The following is a 15,432-nucleotide window of genomic DNA, read 5'->3' on the forward strand; positions in this document are numbered from 1 at the left end:
TTTGCCCCAGGGGCTTCCTTAGGACAGGATCGGCTCCCATGGACCTGCTGAACACGCTGGTGGACAAGGGGCTTCGGCGCGAGCTGCCGACCCGCGACGAGGCACTGGCCGTCCTCGCGACGTCCGACGACGACCTGCTCGATGTGGTGGCCGCAGCCGGGAAAGTGCGCCGGCACTGGTTCGGGCGACGGGTGAAACTGAACTATCTCGTCAACCTCAAGTCCGGCCTGTGCCCCGAGGACTGCTCCTACTGCTCCCAGCGGCTCGGCTCGACGGCCGGGATCCTGAAGTACACCTGGCTGAAGCCCGACCAGGCGTCCGACGCGGCGGCGGCCGGGGTGGCCGGCGGGGCCAAGCGGGTGTGCCTGGTGGCGAGCGGGCGCGGCCCGACCGACCGGGACGTGGACCGGGTCTCCGAGACGATCAGGGCGATCAAGGAGGGCAACGAGGGCGTCGAGGTGTGCGCCTGCCTCGGACTGCTCTCCGACGGCCAGGCGGAGCGGCTGCGCGAGGCCGGCGCCGACGCCTACAACCACAACCTCAACACGTCCGAGGCGACGTACGGGGAGATCACCACCACGCACACCTACGAGGACCGCGTCGACACCGTGCAGAAGGCGCACGCGGCCGGTCTGTCCGCCTGCTCGGGGCTGATCGCCGGAATGGGCGAGACGGACGAGGACCTGGTGGACGTGGTCTTCTCGCTGCGTGAGCTGGACCCGGACTCGGTTCCGGTCAATTTCCTGATCCCGTTCGAGGGCACCCCGCTCGGCAAGGAGTGGAACCTGACGCCGCAGCGGTGCCTGAGGATCCTGGCGATGACGCGGTTCGTCTGCCCGGACGTCGAGGTGCGGATCGCGGGCGGGCGCGAGGTCCATCTGCGCACGATGCAGCCGCTCGCCCTGCACCTGGCCAACTCGATCTTCCTCGGTGACTACCTCACCAGTGAGGGCCAGGCGGGCAAGGCCGACCTGGAGATGATCGCGGACGCCGGGTTCGAGGTGGAGGGCACCGACCAGGTGACGCTGCCCGAGCACCGGGCCGCCGGCGGCTGCCACGACGGGGGCGGGGTGTGCGGTTCCGGCGGCGGGGCGTGCGGTCCCGGCGAGGAGCCGCAGGTCGCCGGCTCCTCCACGGGCGGCGAACCGCGGACCGACCTGGTCGCCGTGCGCCGCCGGGGCGCCGGGACGGACCTCGCGCCCAATGCCTGAGCCGGCCGTTTCCGAACTGCTGGAGCTCGACCGTCGGCACGTGTGGCATCCGTACGGCCCGATGCCCGGGCGGCAGGAACCGCTCGTCGTGGAGTCGGCGAGCGGGGTGCGGCTGCGGCTGGCCGACGGCTCAGGGGAACTGGTCGACGGGATGTCGTCCTGGTGGTCGGCGATCCACGGCTACAACCACCCGGTGCTCAACGAGGCCGCCCGCGAGCAGCTCGGGCGGATGAGCCACGTGATGTTCGGCGGGCTCACCCACGAGCCCGCCGTGCGGCTGGCGAAGCTCCTTGTCGACATGTCACCCGAAGGCCTCGAGCATGTCTTCCTGGCCGACTCCGGGTCGGTGTCGGTCGAGGTCGCGGTCAAGATGTGCCTGCAGTACTGGCGTTCGCTGGGCCGCCCGGGCAAACAGCGGCTGCTCACCTGGCGCGGCGGCTACCACGGCGACACCTGGCAGCCGATGTCGGTGTGCGATCCCGAGGGCGGGATGCACGACCTGTGGACCGGGGTGCTGCAACGCCAGGTGTTCGCCGACCCGCCGCCGGCGGAGTACGAGGAGGCGTACGCCGAGCACCTGCGGTCGCTGATCGAGCGGCACGCCGGTGAACTGGCGGCGGTGATCGTCGAGCCGGTCGTGCAGGGGGCGGGCGGGATGCGCTTCCACTCCCCCGCGTATCTGCGGGTGCTGCGCGAGGCGTGCGACGCGCACGACGTGCTGCTGGTGTTCGACGAGATCGCGACCGGGTTCGGCCGTACGGGTGCGATGTTCGCGGCGGAGCACGCGGCCGTCACGCCGGACGTGATGTGCGTGGGCAAGGCGCTGACCGGCGGCTACCTGACCATGGCGGCGACGCTGTGCACCGCGCGGGTGGCCGACGGCATCTCCCGGGGCGAGGTGCCGGTGCTCGCGCACGGACCCACCTTCATGGGCAACCCGCTGGCCGCCGCCGTGGCCTGCGCCTCGATCGGGCTGCTGCTCGGCCAGGACTGGCCCGGGGAGGTCGAGCGGATCGAGACGGGACTGCGGGACGGGCTCTCGGCCGCCTGCGACCTGCCCGGGGTGAAGGACGTGCGCGTCCTCGGCGCCATCGGCGTCGTCCAGCTGGATCATGCCGTGGACATGCAGGCTGCGACGCGGGCGGCCGTGCGCGAAGGCGTGTGGCTGCGGCCGTTCCGCGATCTGATCTACACCATGCCGCCGTACGTGACGGGCGACGCGGACCTGGCGCGGATCGCGCGCGCCGTGTGCGCGGCAGCGCGGGAGGGATGACATGCCGGTACTGGTGATCACGGGCACGGGCACGGAGGTCGGCAAGACGGTGGTGACCGCCGCCGTCGCCGCGACGGCACTGGCGGCGGGCCGTTCGGTGGCCGTGCTGAAGGCCGCGCAGACGGGCGTACGGCCGGACGAGCCCGGGGACGCCGCCGAGGTGGCGCGCCTGGCGGGCCCGGTGACGACGGCCGAACTCGCCCGCTACCCCGAGCCGCTGGCCCCGGCCACCGCGGCACGCCGGGCGGGCCTGGCCCCGGTCCATCCGCACGAGGTCGCCGAGGCCGCCGCCAAACTGGCCACCGAGCACGACCTGGTGCTGGTCGAAGGGGCGGGCGGACTGCTCGTCCGGTTCGACGCGGCCGGAGGGACCCTGGCGGACGCGGCGCGGTTGCTGTCGGCGCCGGTGCTGGTCGTGGCGCCGGCCGGGCTCGGCACGCTGAACACGACGGAGCTGACGGCGCGTGAACTGCGCTCCCGGGGGCTGGACCTGGCCGGGATCGTGATCGGGAGCTGGCCCGCGACCCCGGATCTCGCCGCCCGCTGCAATCTGGCGGACCTGCCGGACGTGGCCGCGGCCCCGCTGCTGGGCTCGGTCCCGGCCGGGTCGGGCCTCCTCTCCCCCACCGCCTTCCGGGCGGCCGCGCCGCACTGGCTGGCACCGCGTCTGGACGGCTCATGGGACGCGGAGGCGTTCCGGGTGCGGGAGGCGCCCGGGGCGTTCTGAGTAGCCGGTGGAAAGGGCGGTGGAACCGGCGCGGACGCGATCGCGTGTTGAACCATGTACATGATCGCCTCCGAAGGGACCACCTTGCACGCGAACGGATTACGCCCGTCCCGCCGCACGGCTCTCGCGCTCGGCACGGCCGCCGCCCTCTCACTGGGCGGTGGCACGGCCCAGGCGTCGACCGGCACCGCCGGTGTCACCGCGCGACTGAGGGAACTGGAGCAGGAGCACACCGCACGGCTGGGCGTGTACGCCCGCAACATGCGCACGGGAAGGACGGTGGCCTACCGGGCCGACGAGCGCTTCCCCATGGCCTCGGTGTTCAAGACACTCGCCGCCGCGGCCGTGCTGCGCGACCTCGACCGCGACGGGGAGTTCCTGGCCCGGCGCATCCACTACACCCGGGCCTACGTCGAGGCGTCGCAACACTCACCTGTCACCGAGAAGCACGTGGCGACCGGCATGACCGTCGCCGAACTGTGCGACGCCACCATCCGCTTCAGCGACAACACCGCGGGCAACCTGCTGCTGAAGGAGCTGGGCGGACCGACCGCGATCACCCGCTTCGCCCGCTCGGTGGGTGACCGCGTCACCCGGCTGGACCGCTGGGAGCCGGAGCTCAACTCCGCGGAGCCGTGGCGCGTGACCGACACGACCTCCCCGCGCGCCATCGGCCTGACCTACGCCCGGCTGGTGCTCGGCGACGTGCTGGAGCCCCGGGACCGGGCCCGGCTCACGGACTGGCTGCTGCGCAACACCACCAGCCTCGAGAGGTTCCGCAAGGGCCTGCCCGCCGACTGGCTGCTGGCCGACAAGACGGGTGGCGGCCGGTACGGCGGCAACAACGACGTGGGCATCACCTGGCCGCCGGACGGCCCGCCGATCGTGATGTCGGTGCTGACCACCCAGCCGGAGGAGGACGCCCCGGGCGACAACCCGCTGGTGGCCCGCACGGCCGCGCTGCTGGCTGCGGAACTCGCCTAGGTCGTGTCCGCAAAGTCCCGTCGTCCGCCCGGAGGGCGGGCCCCGCGGCGTCATGGGGGTGCCCTTTGCTCGAGCGGAGCCGAGAGCTTGGGGGAGCGTGCTCTCGGCGTGCCGGGCGGAGTCCCTCGTACTGGATGTACTCGGGGCTTCGTCCGGTGCGGCGAGTGGGGGTACCCCCTGCTCGAAAAGCTCGGGGGAGCGTGCCAGGCGTCGTGGGGCAGGCGGGACTTTACGGACACGGCCTGGCGGGCGGACCGGCCCCGTGCGGGCCCTGCTCACGGCCCGCGCGGGCCGCGTACTCCTGCGGCAGGCGGCAGGGATGCGCCGTGTTCGTCCGGGGGACACTCACGGTAAGGCGCAAGGCCGGCCTCGTCAGGGAGGTACCCATGCCGCTCCGCTCCCGCAAGGTGCCACGGGATGCCGTGCACCATCCGCTGTTCGCCCGCTGCTACGCCCGGATCAGCGTGGCCGCCGAGACCCGGATGGGCATGGGTCCGATACGCGGGAGACTGCTCGACGGGCTGTCGGGGCGGGTGATCGAGATCGGCGCGGGCAACGGGCTGAACTTCGCGCACTACCCGGGCACCGTCGCGGAGGTCGTCGCCATCGAACCGGAGCGGCGGCTGCGGCGCCTGGCCGTGGAGGCAGCGCTGCGGGCCGAGGTGCCGGTGGACGTGGTGCCGGGTGCGGCCGAGGCCCTGCCGGTCAAGAGCGAGGGTTTCGACGCGGCCGTGGTGTCGCTGGTGCTGTGCAGTGTGCGGGACGTGCCCCGGGCGCTCGGGGAGCTGCGGCGGGTGCTGCGGCCGGGCGGCGAGGTGCGGTTCTTCGAGCACGGCCGGGGCGGCGGCCGGGCGATGAGCTTCGCGCAGCAGGCGCTGGACCGGACGGTGTGGCCGGTGCTGAGCGGGGGCTGTCACGTGTCGCGGGAGCCGGTGCGGGCACTGCGGGACGCCGGGTTCGAGCTCGGCCCCTACCGGCAGGTGCTGATGCCGGCGGAGGGGCCGCGGCTGCCTACCTCGTACTGCGTGCTCGGGTCCGCCTGGCGGCCGGCCGGCGGTTGATCACAGGCTCCACTGGCGCAGCTCCTGCTCGATCTCCCGTACGGAGGCCTCGCCGCGCTTGACCAGCTGGGCGAGGTCGCGGACCTGCTCGGGCGAGGTGACGACCTTGACCCCGCTGGCGACGAGGTACGCGTAGGCGACGGCCGAGGCGAACAGGGCGTTGGAGCGTTCCAGCGCGGGGACGTGGATGAGGAGCTGCAGCAGGGCGGCGGCGCGGGCGTGCGGGCCGTCGTAGACGGGGACGTCGAACACGGCGGCCCGGTGGCGGGCGACGGCGGCGACGAGGGCTCCCCAGTCGGTGACCTGGGGGTCCCCGGGGGTCTTCTGCTCGGCGAGCATCAGGAGCCAGGCGAGGTCGATCTCGAGGTCGTCCAACGGTTCAGTGGCGACCTTCGCGTGTGCTCTCGGGGCTCTCCCCCACTCGCGGCTTCGCCCGAGCGGAGGCACCCCCGTCGAACTCCTCGGCGAAGACGGACTCGTACTGCTTCATGAAGTCCGCTGCGGCCTCCACGAAGGTGTGGCCCACCTCGCCGGTGTCCTGCCGGACCAGTTCCTCGATGTAGCGGTTGACGCTCATCCCGCGGGCCAGGGCGCGTTCACGGGCCGCGCGGGCGGTGCCCTCGTCGACGCGCACATTCAGCTGGGTCTTCGCCATACCTCGAAGCTAGCGCCGAGGTGCTAGCACCGGCAAGGGCGGTGTCCGACCCGCGGAGGATACCGAGTGTGGGCCGAGTCACATTACGCTCGGGCAGGGTCGGGGCCCTGACGTCCATCCAGAGGAGGCGGCCTTGTCCACACCCGCTGCGGAGCACGCTCCCGGCCTCGCGCCGGCCGACGGGATCGCGGCCCGCGCCCGCGGTCTGACCAAGGCGTACGGCGCGGGCGAGACGGCCGTGCGCGCGCTCGACTCGGTCGACGTGGACGTCGTCCGGGGCCGGTTCACCGCGGTGATGGGCCCGTCGGGTTCCGGGAAGTCCACGCTGATGCACTGCCTGGCCGGGCTCGACACCGTCTCGGCCGGTCAGGTGTGGCTGGGTGACACGGAGATCACCGGGCTGAGGGAGCGTGAGCTGACGCGGCTGCGCCGGGACCGGATCGGGTTCATGTTCCAGTCGTTCAACCTCATCCCGACCCTGAACGCGCTGGAGAACATCACCCTGCCCATGGACATCGCGGGCCGGAAACCGGACGGGAAGTGGCTGGACCAGGTGATCGACACCCTGGGCCTGCGGGACCGGCTGAGGCATCGTCCCTCGCAGCTCTCCGGCGGGCAGCAGCAGCGCGTGGCCTGTGCCCGGGCGCTGGCCTCCCGACCCGAGCTGATCTTCGCGGACGAACCGACCGGCAACCTCGACTCGCGCGCCGGGCTGGAAGTACTCGGCTTCCTGCGCGAGGCGGTGGACCGGCTCGGACAGACGGTCGTCATGGTGACCCACGACCCGGGCGCCGCCGCCCACTCGGACCTGGTGCTCTTCCTCGGGGACGGCCGCATCGTCGACGAGATGCGGCGCCCTACGGCGGAGGCGGTCCTGGAGCGGATGAAGAGGTTCGACGTGATCCGCACCCGCTCCGAGGACTCCGGCGCTCCGGTGTCACCCGAGGAGAACTGAGCCCGTGCTCAGGGCGACCCTGCGGAGCTTCCTGGCGCACAAGGGGCGGCTGCTGCTCTCCGCGCTCGCCGTCCTGCTGTCCGTCGCGTTCGTCACGGGGAGCCTGATCTTCTCGGACACCGTCAGCCGCACGTTCGACCGGCTGTTCGCCTCCACCGCGGCCGATGTCACCGTCAGCCCCAAGAAGGACCTCGACGAGGCACTGCCGTCGGGCCGGACGGCCACCCTGCCGGCCGCGCTCGCCGCACGGGTCCGGCAGGTCGACGGGGTCGCGGCGGCCCGCGCCGATGTGAAGGTGAACGGCCTCACGGTCGTGGACCAGGACAACGAACCCGTGGGCCCGACCACCGGGGCACCGACCCTCGGCTACGCCTGGAACCCCAACGAGCGCAGCCCTGTGCGACTTACCTCGGGCCATGCCCCGCGCGGACCCGCGCAGGCGCTGCTCGACTCCGAGACCGCCGGCCGCAGGAACGTGCACATCGGCGACACCCTCACGGTCGTCGCACCCCCCGGGTCGTTCCGCGTCCGGGTGGTCGGCATCGTCAGCTTCACGACCACGAACCCGGGCTCCGCACTGCTCTATTTCGACGCACCCACCGCCCAGAGGAAGCTGCTGGGCCGGACGGGCACGGCCACGAGCATCTCGGTCGACGCGGCCCAGGGGGTCGGCGACGACCGGCTGAAACAGCGCGTGGCCGGCGCGCTCGGCGCGCACACCTACGACTTCAGGACGGCCGACGAACAGGCCGAGTCGGACGTGGAGCAGCTGGGCGGGTTCCTCGACGTCATCAAGTACGTGATGCTCGGCTTCGCCGGGGTCGCCGTCCTCGTCGGCGTGTTCCTGATCGTCAACACCTTCTCGATGCTCATCGCCCAGCGCACCCGTGAGCTGGGCCTGCTGCGCGCGCTGGGCGCCGACCGCCGCCAGGTCCGCGCCTCGGTGCTCACCGAGGCCCTGCTGCTCGGGCTGGTCGGCTCCACGCTGGGGCTCGCCGCGGGCATCGGGCTGGCGGCCGGGCTCATCGGGCTGATGGGCCTGCTCGGCATGAACATCGACGCCGACGAGATGCAGATCGGCTGGGCGACGCCCGCGGCGGCGTACGTGGTCGGGCTCGGCGTCACCTTCGTCGCCGCGTACCTCCCGGCCCGGCGGGCCGCGGGCGTCTCGCCGATGGCCGCGCTCTCGGACGCCGAGGTGGCCGGGGTGGGCCGGCCGCTGCGGGTGCGTGCGGTGGCGGGCGCCGTCGCCGGGGCGGCCGGTGCGGCGGCCCTCGCGGGCTGCGCGGTGTCCCGGCAGACGTCGTCGGCGGCGTCCCTGCTCGGGCTCGGCGTGGTGCTCACCCTGATCGCGACGGTGATCGCCGGGCCCTTGCTGGTGCGTCCCGTCATCCGGGTGCTGGGCGCGGCCTTCCCCGCCCTGTTCGGTCCGGTCGGCCGGATGAGCCAGCGCAACGCCCTGCGCAATCCGCGCCGCACCGGAGCCACCGCGGCGGCGTTGATGGTGGGAATCGCGCTGGTCGGCGGGATGTCGGTGGCGAGCGAGTCGATGACCGCGTCGTTCGACCGGCAGATCGACACGACGCTGGGCGCCGACTTCGTCGTGCAGAACACCAACTTCCAGCCCTTCCCGCAGGAGGTCACCGACAAGGTGCGCCGCACGGACGGCGTGGGCCTGGTCGTGCGCGGGAGGTTCACACCGGTCGCGGTGCGCCTCCCGGACGGCGACCGCGTGGAGACGACTGCGGCGGGCTACGATCCGCGGCTGGACGAGGTCGCCAACATCACCTACGCGCGAGGGGACTCGGCGGCCGCGCTGGCGCGCGGGCACCTGGCCATGGACCGGGACTTCGCACGCGACCACGGCGTCCGCGTGGGCAGCGTCCTTCCGGTGCTGTTCCCGGGCGGACGCCCGGCCGGGCTGACGGTCGGCGCGCTCACCGACCAGGACACCGCCGAGGGGTTCGGCACTCAGGGCGGGTTGTTCTTCGGGCTGGGCACCCTGGAGCGGTACGCGCCGGGCGGGCGGGACTCCGCGCTGTACGTCAACGCCTCCGCCGGCACGAGCGACGACGATCTGCGCGCGCACCTGGAGAAGACCCTGGCCCCGTACCCGCAGGTGCAGGTGCGGGACCTGGCCGACTACAAGCAGCTGGTCCATGACCAGATCGCCGTCCTGCTGTACCTCGTGTACGCGCTGCTCGGACTGGCGATCATCATCGCGGTGCTGGGCGTGGTCAACACCCTCGCGCTGTCGGTCGTCGAACGCACCCGGGAGATCGGGCTGCTGCGGGCGATCGGGCTGGCCCGGCGTCAGCTGCGGCGGATGATCCGGCTGGAGTCGGTGGTGATCGCGGTGTTCGGCGCGGTCCTCGGGCTCGCGCTGGGACTGGTCTGGGGTGTGTCCATGCATCAGGTGCTGGCACTGCAGGGCATGACGGTCCTGGCGATCCCGTGGGTCACGATCGTGCTGGTGGTGGCCGGATCGGCGGTGGTCGGGGTCGTGGCGGCGCTGCTGCCGGCGTTGCGCGCCTCACGCATGAACGTGCTGGCGGCCATCGCGCACGAGTGACGTCCGCATCCTGAAATCGTCTGCCGCCGGCCGGCGTGAGTGATGTGATCTTGGAATGACCGATGTACAGATCCGGGCCGCGACGCCCGACGACCTCGACGATGTGCTGGCCTTCTGGAAGGTGGCCGCCGAAGGCACCAGCATCAGTGACGACCGCGGCGGGGTGGAGCGGCTGGTGGCGCGCGACCCCGAGGCGCTGATCCTGGCCGAGCGGGGCGGCGAGCTGGCCGGCACGGTGATCGCCGGGTTCGACGGCTGGCGCTGCCACCTCTACCGGCTGGCCGTCCACCCGGACCACCGCCGCCGGGGCGTCGCGACCGCGCTGCTCGCCGCCGCGGAGGAACGGTTCGTGCGGCTCGGCGGGCGCCGCGCGGACGCGATGGTGCTCACGCGCAACGAGATCGCGCACCGGACGTGGGGAGCGGCCGGATACGGGGCAGAGGAGCAGTGGCGACGCTGGGTGAAGCCGCTCACCGAGTAGTCGCGGCCGCGAGGCCGTGATCGCGACCACAGGCGGACTTTGCCCATCCTTTACTCTTGAATGGCCACTCGGTCCTGCATGAAAGGTTGTGAGCCTCCGCCCATGGGCGAGCCTCCCCGCGCGCGGCACCGCGCGTTCCGCCCCGTCCTGGAGAACCATGGAACGGGGGTGAACCGATGACCGAAGTGCTCCTCCTTCTGGCGGCGATCGCGCTCTCGCTGGCCTGCGGCGCCTTCGTGGCGGCCGAGTTCTCCCTCACCACGGTCGAGCGCGCCGAGCTGGAGCAGGCCGCCGAGCGCGGTGAGCGAGGCGCGCAGGGTGCGCTGAAGGCCGTACGGAACCTGACGTTCCAGCTTTCCGGGGCGCAGCTCGGCATCACGGTCACGAATCTGGTGGTCGGCATGCTCGCCGAGCCGTCGATCGCCGCCCTGATCGCCGGGCCGCTGGAGGACCTCGGCGTCTCACGCTCGGCGTCGCACAGCATCGCGCTGGTGATCGGCACCGGCTTGTCCACGGTGTTCCTGATGGTCGTCGGTGAGCTGGTGCCCAAGAACTGGGCGATCTCCTCGCCGCTGACCGTCGCCAAGACCGTGGGCAACGCCCAGCGCTGGTTCAGTGCCGCGTTCCGGCCGTTCATCACTCACCTCAACAACACGGCCAACCGGGTCGTACGGCGGATCGGCGTGGAGCCCGCCGAGGAACTCGCCTCGGCGCGCGGGCCGCAGGAGCTGGCCGCCCTCGCCCGGCATTCCGCCAAGGAGGGCGCCCTGGAGGCGGACACCGCCGAGCTGTTCGTGCGCACGCTGAACCTCGCCGACCTGACCGCGGAGAACGTGATGACACCCCGGGTGCAGGTCGTCGCGCTGGAGGTGCAGGCGACCCTGGAGGACGTGGCGAACGCGACCCGGGCGACCGGCCTGTCCCGCTTCCCCGTCTACCGCGGGACCCTCGACTCGGTCGTCGGGACGGCCCACGTCAAGGACGTGCTGGCGGTGCCGGCCGAGCGCCGGACCCGGATCTACGTCTCCGAGCTGATGCGCGAACCCCTGCTGGTCCCGGAGACCCTCACCGTCGACCGGCTCCTGGACCGGCTCTCCGGCAAGCGCACGATGGCCGTCGTGATCGACGAGTACGGCGGCACGGCGGGCGTGGCCACCCTGGAGGACATCGTCGAGGAGGTCGTCGGCGAGGTGCGCGACGAGCACGATCCGCACGAGACGCCCGACCTGGCGCCGGCCGGCAGCGACGAGTCCGGGCACGCGCTGTACTCGGCCGACGGCTCGGCACGCGTGGACCACCTGGAACGGGTCGGGCTGCGCCCGCCGGAGGGGCCCTACGAGACGCTCGCCGGGCTGGTGGCGACGGTGCTCGGCCGGATACCGGCCGCCGGTGACACCCTCGAGGTCGCCGGCTGGCACCTGGAGGTCCTGGACGCCACGGGTCGCCGGGCGGCCCGCGTGCGGCTGCGCGCCCCTCTCGACGACCCCAAGCCCGACGAGAAGGGGGTGGAGCTGTGACCGCCGTCCAGCTGCTGATCGGACTGGCGACGCTCGTCGTCAACGCCTTCTTCGTCGGCGCCGAGTTCGCGTTGATCTCCGTGCGCCGCAGCCAGATCGAGCCCTATGCCGACCGGGGCGACCGGCGCGCGAAAAGTGTGCTGTGGGGCCTGGAGCACGTGTCCGCGCTGATGGCCGCCGCCCAGCTCGGCATCACGCTGTGCACGCTGGTGCTGGGCGTGGTGGCCGAGCCCGCCATCGCGCACCTGCTGGAGCCGGTCTTCCACGCGGTGGGCGTGCCCGAGGGCGCGGGGCACGCGGTGTCCTTCGTGATCGCGCTGTCGCTGGCGACCTATCTGCACATGCTGCTCGGCGAGATGGTGCCGAAGAACATCGCGCTCGCCGAGCCGGTGCGCAGCGCGCTGGCGCTCGGACCGCCCCTGGTGGCGCTGTCCCGCGCCCTGCGTCCGGTGATCTTCACGGTGAACGCGTTCGCCAACACCCTGCTGAAGCTGCTGCGGGTGGAGGCCCGGGAGGAGGTCGCCGCCTCCTACTCGGACGCGGAGATAGCGCAGATCGTGAAGGACTCCAGCGAGGCCGGCCTGATCGACGACCGCGCCCAGGAGCGGCTGCGCGACGCGCTGGAACTGGGCCGCCGTCCGGTGCGGGACGTGGTGCTGCCGCTGGAGCGCGTGGTGTACGCGAGTGTGGGGGTCACCCCGGAGGAGCTGGAGCGGCTGTCGGCGGAGTCCGGGTTCTCGCGCTTCCCCGTGGTGGACGAGGGACGCCGGATCGTCGGCTACCTGCATGTGAAGGACGCTCTGGACGCCATGGGACGTGACGTGCCGTTCCGGCTGCGGGACATGCGCCCCATCGCCCGCGTGCGCGAGCACACGCCGCTGGACGACGTCCTCACGGCCATGCGGGGCAGCCGTACGCACCTCGCGGCCGCCCTCGGGGCGGACGGGCGGCTGGCCGGTCTTGTGACCATGGAGGACGTTCTGCGGGAGCTGTTCGGTCAGCGGGCGTGAGGAAGCGGGCCCGGCCGGCTGCGGGAGCCCTTCGGCCGGCGGGTCCGGAACCCGGCCCGGCGGGACCGACCGACTGCTGGGTATGTGCACGGGATACCATTTCCGTCGCCATGCAGACGAACCCCACCCACAGCAGCCTGGTCGCCCTCGGCGACTCCTTCACCGAGGGCATGTCGGACCTGATGCCCGACGGCACCTACCGCGGTTGGGCCGACCTTCTCGCCGCCCGGATGGCGGCCCGCACCCCCGGCTTCCGGTACGCCAACCTCGCGGTGCGCGGCAAGCTGATCCAGCAGATCGTCGACGAGCAGGTCGATGTCGCGGCGGCCATGGGAGCCGACGTGATCACCCTGGTCGGCGGGCTCAACGACACGCTGCGGCCCAAGTGCGACATGGGCCGCGTCCGCGGACTCCTGGAGGAGGCCGTGGAGAAGCTGGTCCCCGCGTGCCGGCAGCTCGTCCTCATGCGCAGCCCGGCGCGGCAGGGCCCGGTCCAGGCGCGGTTCCGGCCCCGTATGGAGGAGCTGTTCGCCTGTGTCGACGAGCTGGCCGCCCGGCACGGCGCACTCGTCGTCGACCTGTACGGCGCGCCCTCCCTGAGCGATCCGCGGATGTGGGACGTGGACCGGCTGCACCTGACGTCCGAGGGCCACCGCCGGGTCGCCGAGGCGGTCTGGCAGACGCTGGGCCACGCCCCCGAGGACGCCGAGTGGCACACGCCGATGCCGGCGACGCTGCCGCCGGGCTGGGCCATGCGGCGCGTGGCGGACGCCAGGTTCGCCCGGCAGCACCTGCTCCCGTGGATAGGCCGCCGCCTGACGGGCCGTTCCTCGGGTGACGGACTGCCTCCGAAGCGGCCGGAGCTGCTGCCGTACGATGATTTGGCGTAGCCGCAGGTGGGCGCGGCCCGGACGCTCTCGTAGGTTCCGACAAAGACACCCGCGGCGCTGGCCTGCAGGAATCGCCAGTAGAATCCGTACACGTGACTTCTGCGCCCGCCAAGCCCCGCATCCCGAACGTCCTCGCCGGACGTTACGCCTCCGCCGAGCTCGCCACGCTCTGGTCGCCCGAGCAGAAGGTGAAGCTGGAGCGGCAGCTCTGGCTCGCCGTGCTGCGGGCCCAGAAGGACCTCGGCATCGAGGTGCCGGACGCGGCGCTCGCCGACTACGAGCGCGTCCTCGACACCGTCGACCTGGCCTCCATCGCCGAGCGTGAGAAGGTCACGCGGCACGACGTGAAGGCGCGGATCGAGGAGTTCAACGACCTCGCCGGGCACGAGCACGTGCACAAGGGCATGACGTCCCGCGACCTCACCGAGAACGTCGAGCAGCTGCAGATCCGCCTCTCGCTGGAGCTGGTCCGCGACCGCGCGGTCGCCGTCCTCGCCCGGCTCGGCAAGCTGGCCGGCGAGTACGGCGAGCTGGTCATGGCCGGCCGCTCGCACAACGTCGCCGCCCAGGCCACCACCCTCGGCAAGCGCTTCGCCACCGCCACCGACGAGCTGCTCGTCGCCCACGCCCGTGTCGAGGAGCTGCTGGGCCGCTATCCGCTGCGCGGCATCAAGGGCCCGGTCGGCACCGCGCAGGACATGCTGGACCTGCTGGGCGGGGACGCCGCGAAGCTCGCGGACCTGGAGCAGCGGATCGCCGCGCACCTTGGCTTCTCGCAGGCCTTCACCTCGGTCGGCCAGGTCTACCCGCGCTCGCTGGACTACGAGGTCGTCACCGCGCTGGTGCAGCTGGCGGCGGCCCCGTCGTCGCTGGCCAAGACGATCCGGCTGATGGCCGGGCACGAGCTGGTCACCGAGGGGTTCAAGCCCGGCCAGGTCGGCTCCTCGGCGATGCCGCACAAGATGAACACCCGCTCCTGCGAGCGTGTCAACGGCCTGATGGTGATCCTGCGCGGTTACGCCTCGATGACCGGCGAGCTGGCGGGCGACCAGTGGAACGAGGGCGACGTGTCCTGCTCCGTGGTGCGCCGGGTCGCCCTGCCGGACGCGTTCTTCGCGCTGGACGGTCTGCTGGAGACGTTCCTGACGGTGCTCGACGAGTTCGGCGCGTTCCCTGCGGTCGTCGCCCGTGAGCTGGACCGCTACCTGCCGTTCCTCGCCACCACCAAGGTCCTCATGGGCGCCGTGCGCGCGGGAGTGGGCCGGGAGATCGCGCACGAGGCGATCAAGGAGAACGCCGTCGCCTCCGCGCTCGCCATGCGCGAGCAGGGTGCCGAGCGCAACGAGCTGCTCGACAAGCTGGCCGCCGACGCGCGCATCCCGCTGGACCGGGACCAGCTGGACGCGCTGATGGCCGACAAGCTGTCCTTCACCGGTGCCGCGGGCGATCAGGTCACCGCCGTCGTCGCCCGGGTCGAGGAGATCGTCAAGCAGCACCCCGAGGCCGCGGGCTACACGCCCGGCGCGATCCTCTGACGCGCCGCTCGCGATGGCGCGTTTCACGCCCGAGGAGCTTCAGGCCGCCCGCGACCGCGTCGTGCCCGACGTGGTCGCGGAGGGCCTGCGCGTCCTCTTCTGCGGTATCAACCCCGGTCTGATGACGGCCGCGACGGGCCATCACTTCGCCCGGCCGGGCAACCGCTTCTGGCCGGTGCTCCACCGGTCCGGGTTCACACCAAGGCTGCTGAAGCCGTCCGAACAGCAGGAGTTGCTGTCGTACGGGCTCGGCATCACCAATGTCGTGGCGCGGGCCTCCGCCCGTGCGGACGAGCTGAGCGCCGAGGAGTACCGCGAGGGCGGGCGGCTGCTCGCGGCGAAGGTGGCCCGGCTGCGGCCGCGCTGGCTGGCCGTGGTCGGCGTGACCGCGTACCGCGCCGCGTTCGACGACCGCACGGCGCGGGTGGGGCCGCAGGCTCGGACGATCGGTGACACGCGCGTGTGGGTGCTGCCCAACCCGAGCGGGCTGAACGCGCACTGGACGGTCGACACGATGGCCGAGGAGTTCGGGCGGCTGCGGGAGGCCGCCGGGGACTGATC

Annotated in this window: 15 protein-coding genes; 13 read left to right on the top strand and 2 right to left on the bottom strand. The window is 72.5% G+C overall.

All coding sequences use genetic code 11. The annotated features are described in order from the left end of the window. The first annotated feature begins 38 nt into the window (after positions 1-38). The 5 genes from bioB to AB0F04_RS28275 all read left to right on the top strand — a co-directional run bounded on the left by bioB (position 39) and on the right by AB0F04_RS28275 (position 5,256). Positions 39-1,211 (top strand): biotin synthase BioB, encoded by a 1,173-nt coding sequence (gene bioB, locus AB0F04_RS28255; protein WP_362046130.1) that lies wholly within the window; start codon positions 39-41, stop codon positions 1,209-1,211. After that, entirely contained in the window at positions 1,204-2,484 is a 1,281-nt protein-coding gene (locus AB0F04_RS28260) for an adenosylmethionine--8-amino-7-oxononanoate transaminase (protein WP_362046133.1), read from the top strand. Before bioB ends, AB0F04_RS28260 begins: the two co-directional genes overlap by 8 nt. A gap of 1 nt (position 2,485) precedes the next feature. After that, a complete protein-coding gene (bioD, locus tag AB0F04_RS28265; protein ID WP_362046136.1) occupies positions 2,486-3,211 on the top strand; it encodes a dethiobiotin synthase in 726 nt (241 codons plus the stop codon). Between the two features lie 60 nt (positions 3,212-3,271). Then, positions 3,272-4,195, top strand: coding sequence for a class A beta-lactamase (gene bla / locus AB0F04_RS28270; protein WP_362046138.1), 924 nt, complete (start codon positions 3,272-3,274; stop codon positions 4,193-4,195). A gap of 386 nt (positions 4,196-4,581) precedes the next feature. Next, complete coding sequence (locus AB0F04_RS28275) at positions 4,582-5,256, top strand: class I SAM-dependent methyltransferase (RefSeq protein WP_362046141.1); 675 nt, start codon at positions 4,582-4,584, stop codon at positions 5,254-5,256. Here AB0F04_RS28275 and AB0F04_RS28280 read toward each other — a convergent pair whose 3' ends face one another. Continuing rightward, positions 5,257-5,631: a fic family toxin-antitoxin system, toxin component gene (locus tag AB0F04_RS28280; protein WP_362046144.1), complete on the bottom strand. Its 375-nt coding sequence runs from the start codon at positions 5,629-5,631 to the stop codon at positions 5,257-5,259. 4 nt (positions 5,632-5,635) lie between these two features. Then, positions 5,636-5,911 carry a toxin-antitoxin system HicB family antitoxin gene (locus tag AB0F04_RS28285; protein ID WP_362046147.1) on the bottom strand — a complete coding sequence of 92 codons (276 nt, stop codon included), beginning with the start codon at positions 5,909-5,911 and terminating at the stop codon, positions 5,636-5,638. A 133-nt stretch (positions 5,912-6,044) separates the two neighbouring features. Here AB0F04_RS28285 and AB0F04_RS28290 point away from each other — a divergent pair, with 133 nt between their 5' ends. The 8 genes from AB0F04_RS28290 (at position 6,045) to mug (ending at position 15,430) form a co-directional block, all read left to right on the top strand. After that, positions 6,045-6,866, top strand: coding sequence for an ABC transporter ATP-binding protein (locus AB0F04_RS28290; protein WP_362046150.1), 822 nt, complete (start codon positions 6,045-6,047; stop codon positions 6,864-6,866). A 4-nt stretch (positions 6,867-6,870) separates the two neighbouring features. Beyond that, positions 6,871-9,438, top strand: a complete 2,568-nt coding sequence (locus AB0F04_RS28295) for an FtsX-like permease family protein (protein ID WP_362046153.1) — start codon at positions 6,871-6,873, stop codon at positions 9,436-9,438. A 55-nt stretch (positions 9,439-9,493) separates the two neighbouring features. Then, entirely contained in the window at positions 9,494-9,919 is a 426-nt protein-coding gene (locus AB0F04_RS28300) for a GNAT family N-acetyltransferase (protein ID WP_362046156.1), read from the top strand. Between the two features lie 176 nt (positions 9,920-10,095). Beyond that, positions 10,096-11,436 (top strand): hemolysin family protein, encoded by a 1,341-nt coding sequence (locus AB0F04_RS28305; protein WP_362046159.1) that lies wholly within the window; start codon positions 10,096-10,098, stop codon positions 11,434-11,436. After that, a complete protein-coding gene (locus tag AB0F04_RS28310; RefSeq protein ID WP_362046162.1) occupies positions 11,433-12,446 on the top strand; it encodes a hemolysin family protein in 1,014 nt (337 codons plus the stop codon). The genes AB0F04_RS28305 and AB0F04_RS28310 overlap by 4 nt, the downstream gene beginning before the upstream one ends. Before the next feature lie 110 nt (positions 12,447-12,556). Continuing rightward, positions 12,557-13,336: an SGNH/GDSL hydrolase family protein gene (locus AB0F04_RS28315; RefSeq protein WP_362046165.1), complete on the top strand. Its 780-nt coding sequence runs from the start codon at positions 12,557-12,559 to the stop codon at positions 13,334-13,336. 92 nt (positions 13,337-13,428) lie between these two features. Next, positions 13,429-14,871: an adenylosuccinate lyase gene (purB, locus tag AB0F04_RS28320; protein ID WP_362046167.1), complete on the top strand. Its 1,443-nt coding sequence runs from the start codon at positions 13,429-13,431 to the stop codon at positions 14,869-14,871. A gap of 13 nt (positions 14,872-14,884) precedes the next feature. Next, positions 14,885-15,430, top strand: a complete 546-nt coding sequence (mug, locus tag AB0F04_RS28325) for a G/U mismatch-specific DNA glycosylase (protein ID WP_362046170.1) — start codon at positions 14,885-14,887, stop codon at positions 15,428-15,430. Positions 15,431-15,432: the final 2 nt, after the last annotated feature.

This window comes from Streptomyces sp. NPDC029041 (assembly GCF_040637515.1).
Classification (GTDB): domain Bacteria; phylum Actinomycetota; class Actinomycetes; order Streptomycetales; family Streptomycetaceae; genus Streptomyces.

Coding starts and splice junctions, on each gene's coding strand:
- bioB (WP_362046130.1), top strand. CDS start 39: ATGGACCTGCTGAACACGCTGGTGGACAAGGGGCTTCGGCGCGAGCTG.
- AB0F04_RS28260 (WP_362046133.1), top strand. CDS start 1,204: ATGCCTGAGCCGGCCGTTTCCGAACTGCTGGAGCTCGACCGTCGGCAC.
- bioD (WP_362046136.1), top strand. CDS start 2,486: ATGCCGGTACTGGTGATCACGGGCACGGGCACGGAGGTCGGCAAGACG.
- bla (WP_362046138.1), top strand. CDS start 3,272: ATGATCGCCTCCGAAGGGACCACCTTGCACGCGAACGGATTACGCCCG.
- AB0F04_RS28275 (WP_362046141.1), top strand. CDS start 4,582: ATGCCGCTCCGCTCCCGCAAGGTGCCACGGGATGCCGTGCACCATCCG.
- AB0F04_RS28285 (WP_362046147.1), bottom strand. CDS start 5,911: ATGGCGAAGACCCAGCTGAATGTGCGCGTCGACGAGGGCACCGCCCGC.
- AB0F04_RS28300 (WP_362046156.1), top strand. CDS start 9,494: ATGACCGATGTACAGATCCGGGCCGCGACGCCCGACGACCTCGACGAT.
- AB0F04_RS28305 (WP_362046159.1), top strand. CDS start 10,096: ATGACCGAAGTGCTCCTCCTTCTGGCGGCGATCGCGCTCTCGCTGGCC.
- AB0F04_RS28315 (WP_362046165.1), top strand. CDS start 12,557: ATGCAGACGAACCCCACCCACAGCAGCCTGGTCGCCCTCGGCGACTCC.
- mug (WP_362046170.1), top strand. CDS start 14,885: ATGGCGCGTTTCACGCCCGAGGAGCTTCAGGCCGCCCGCGACCGCGTC.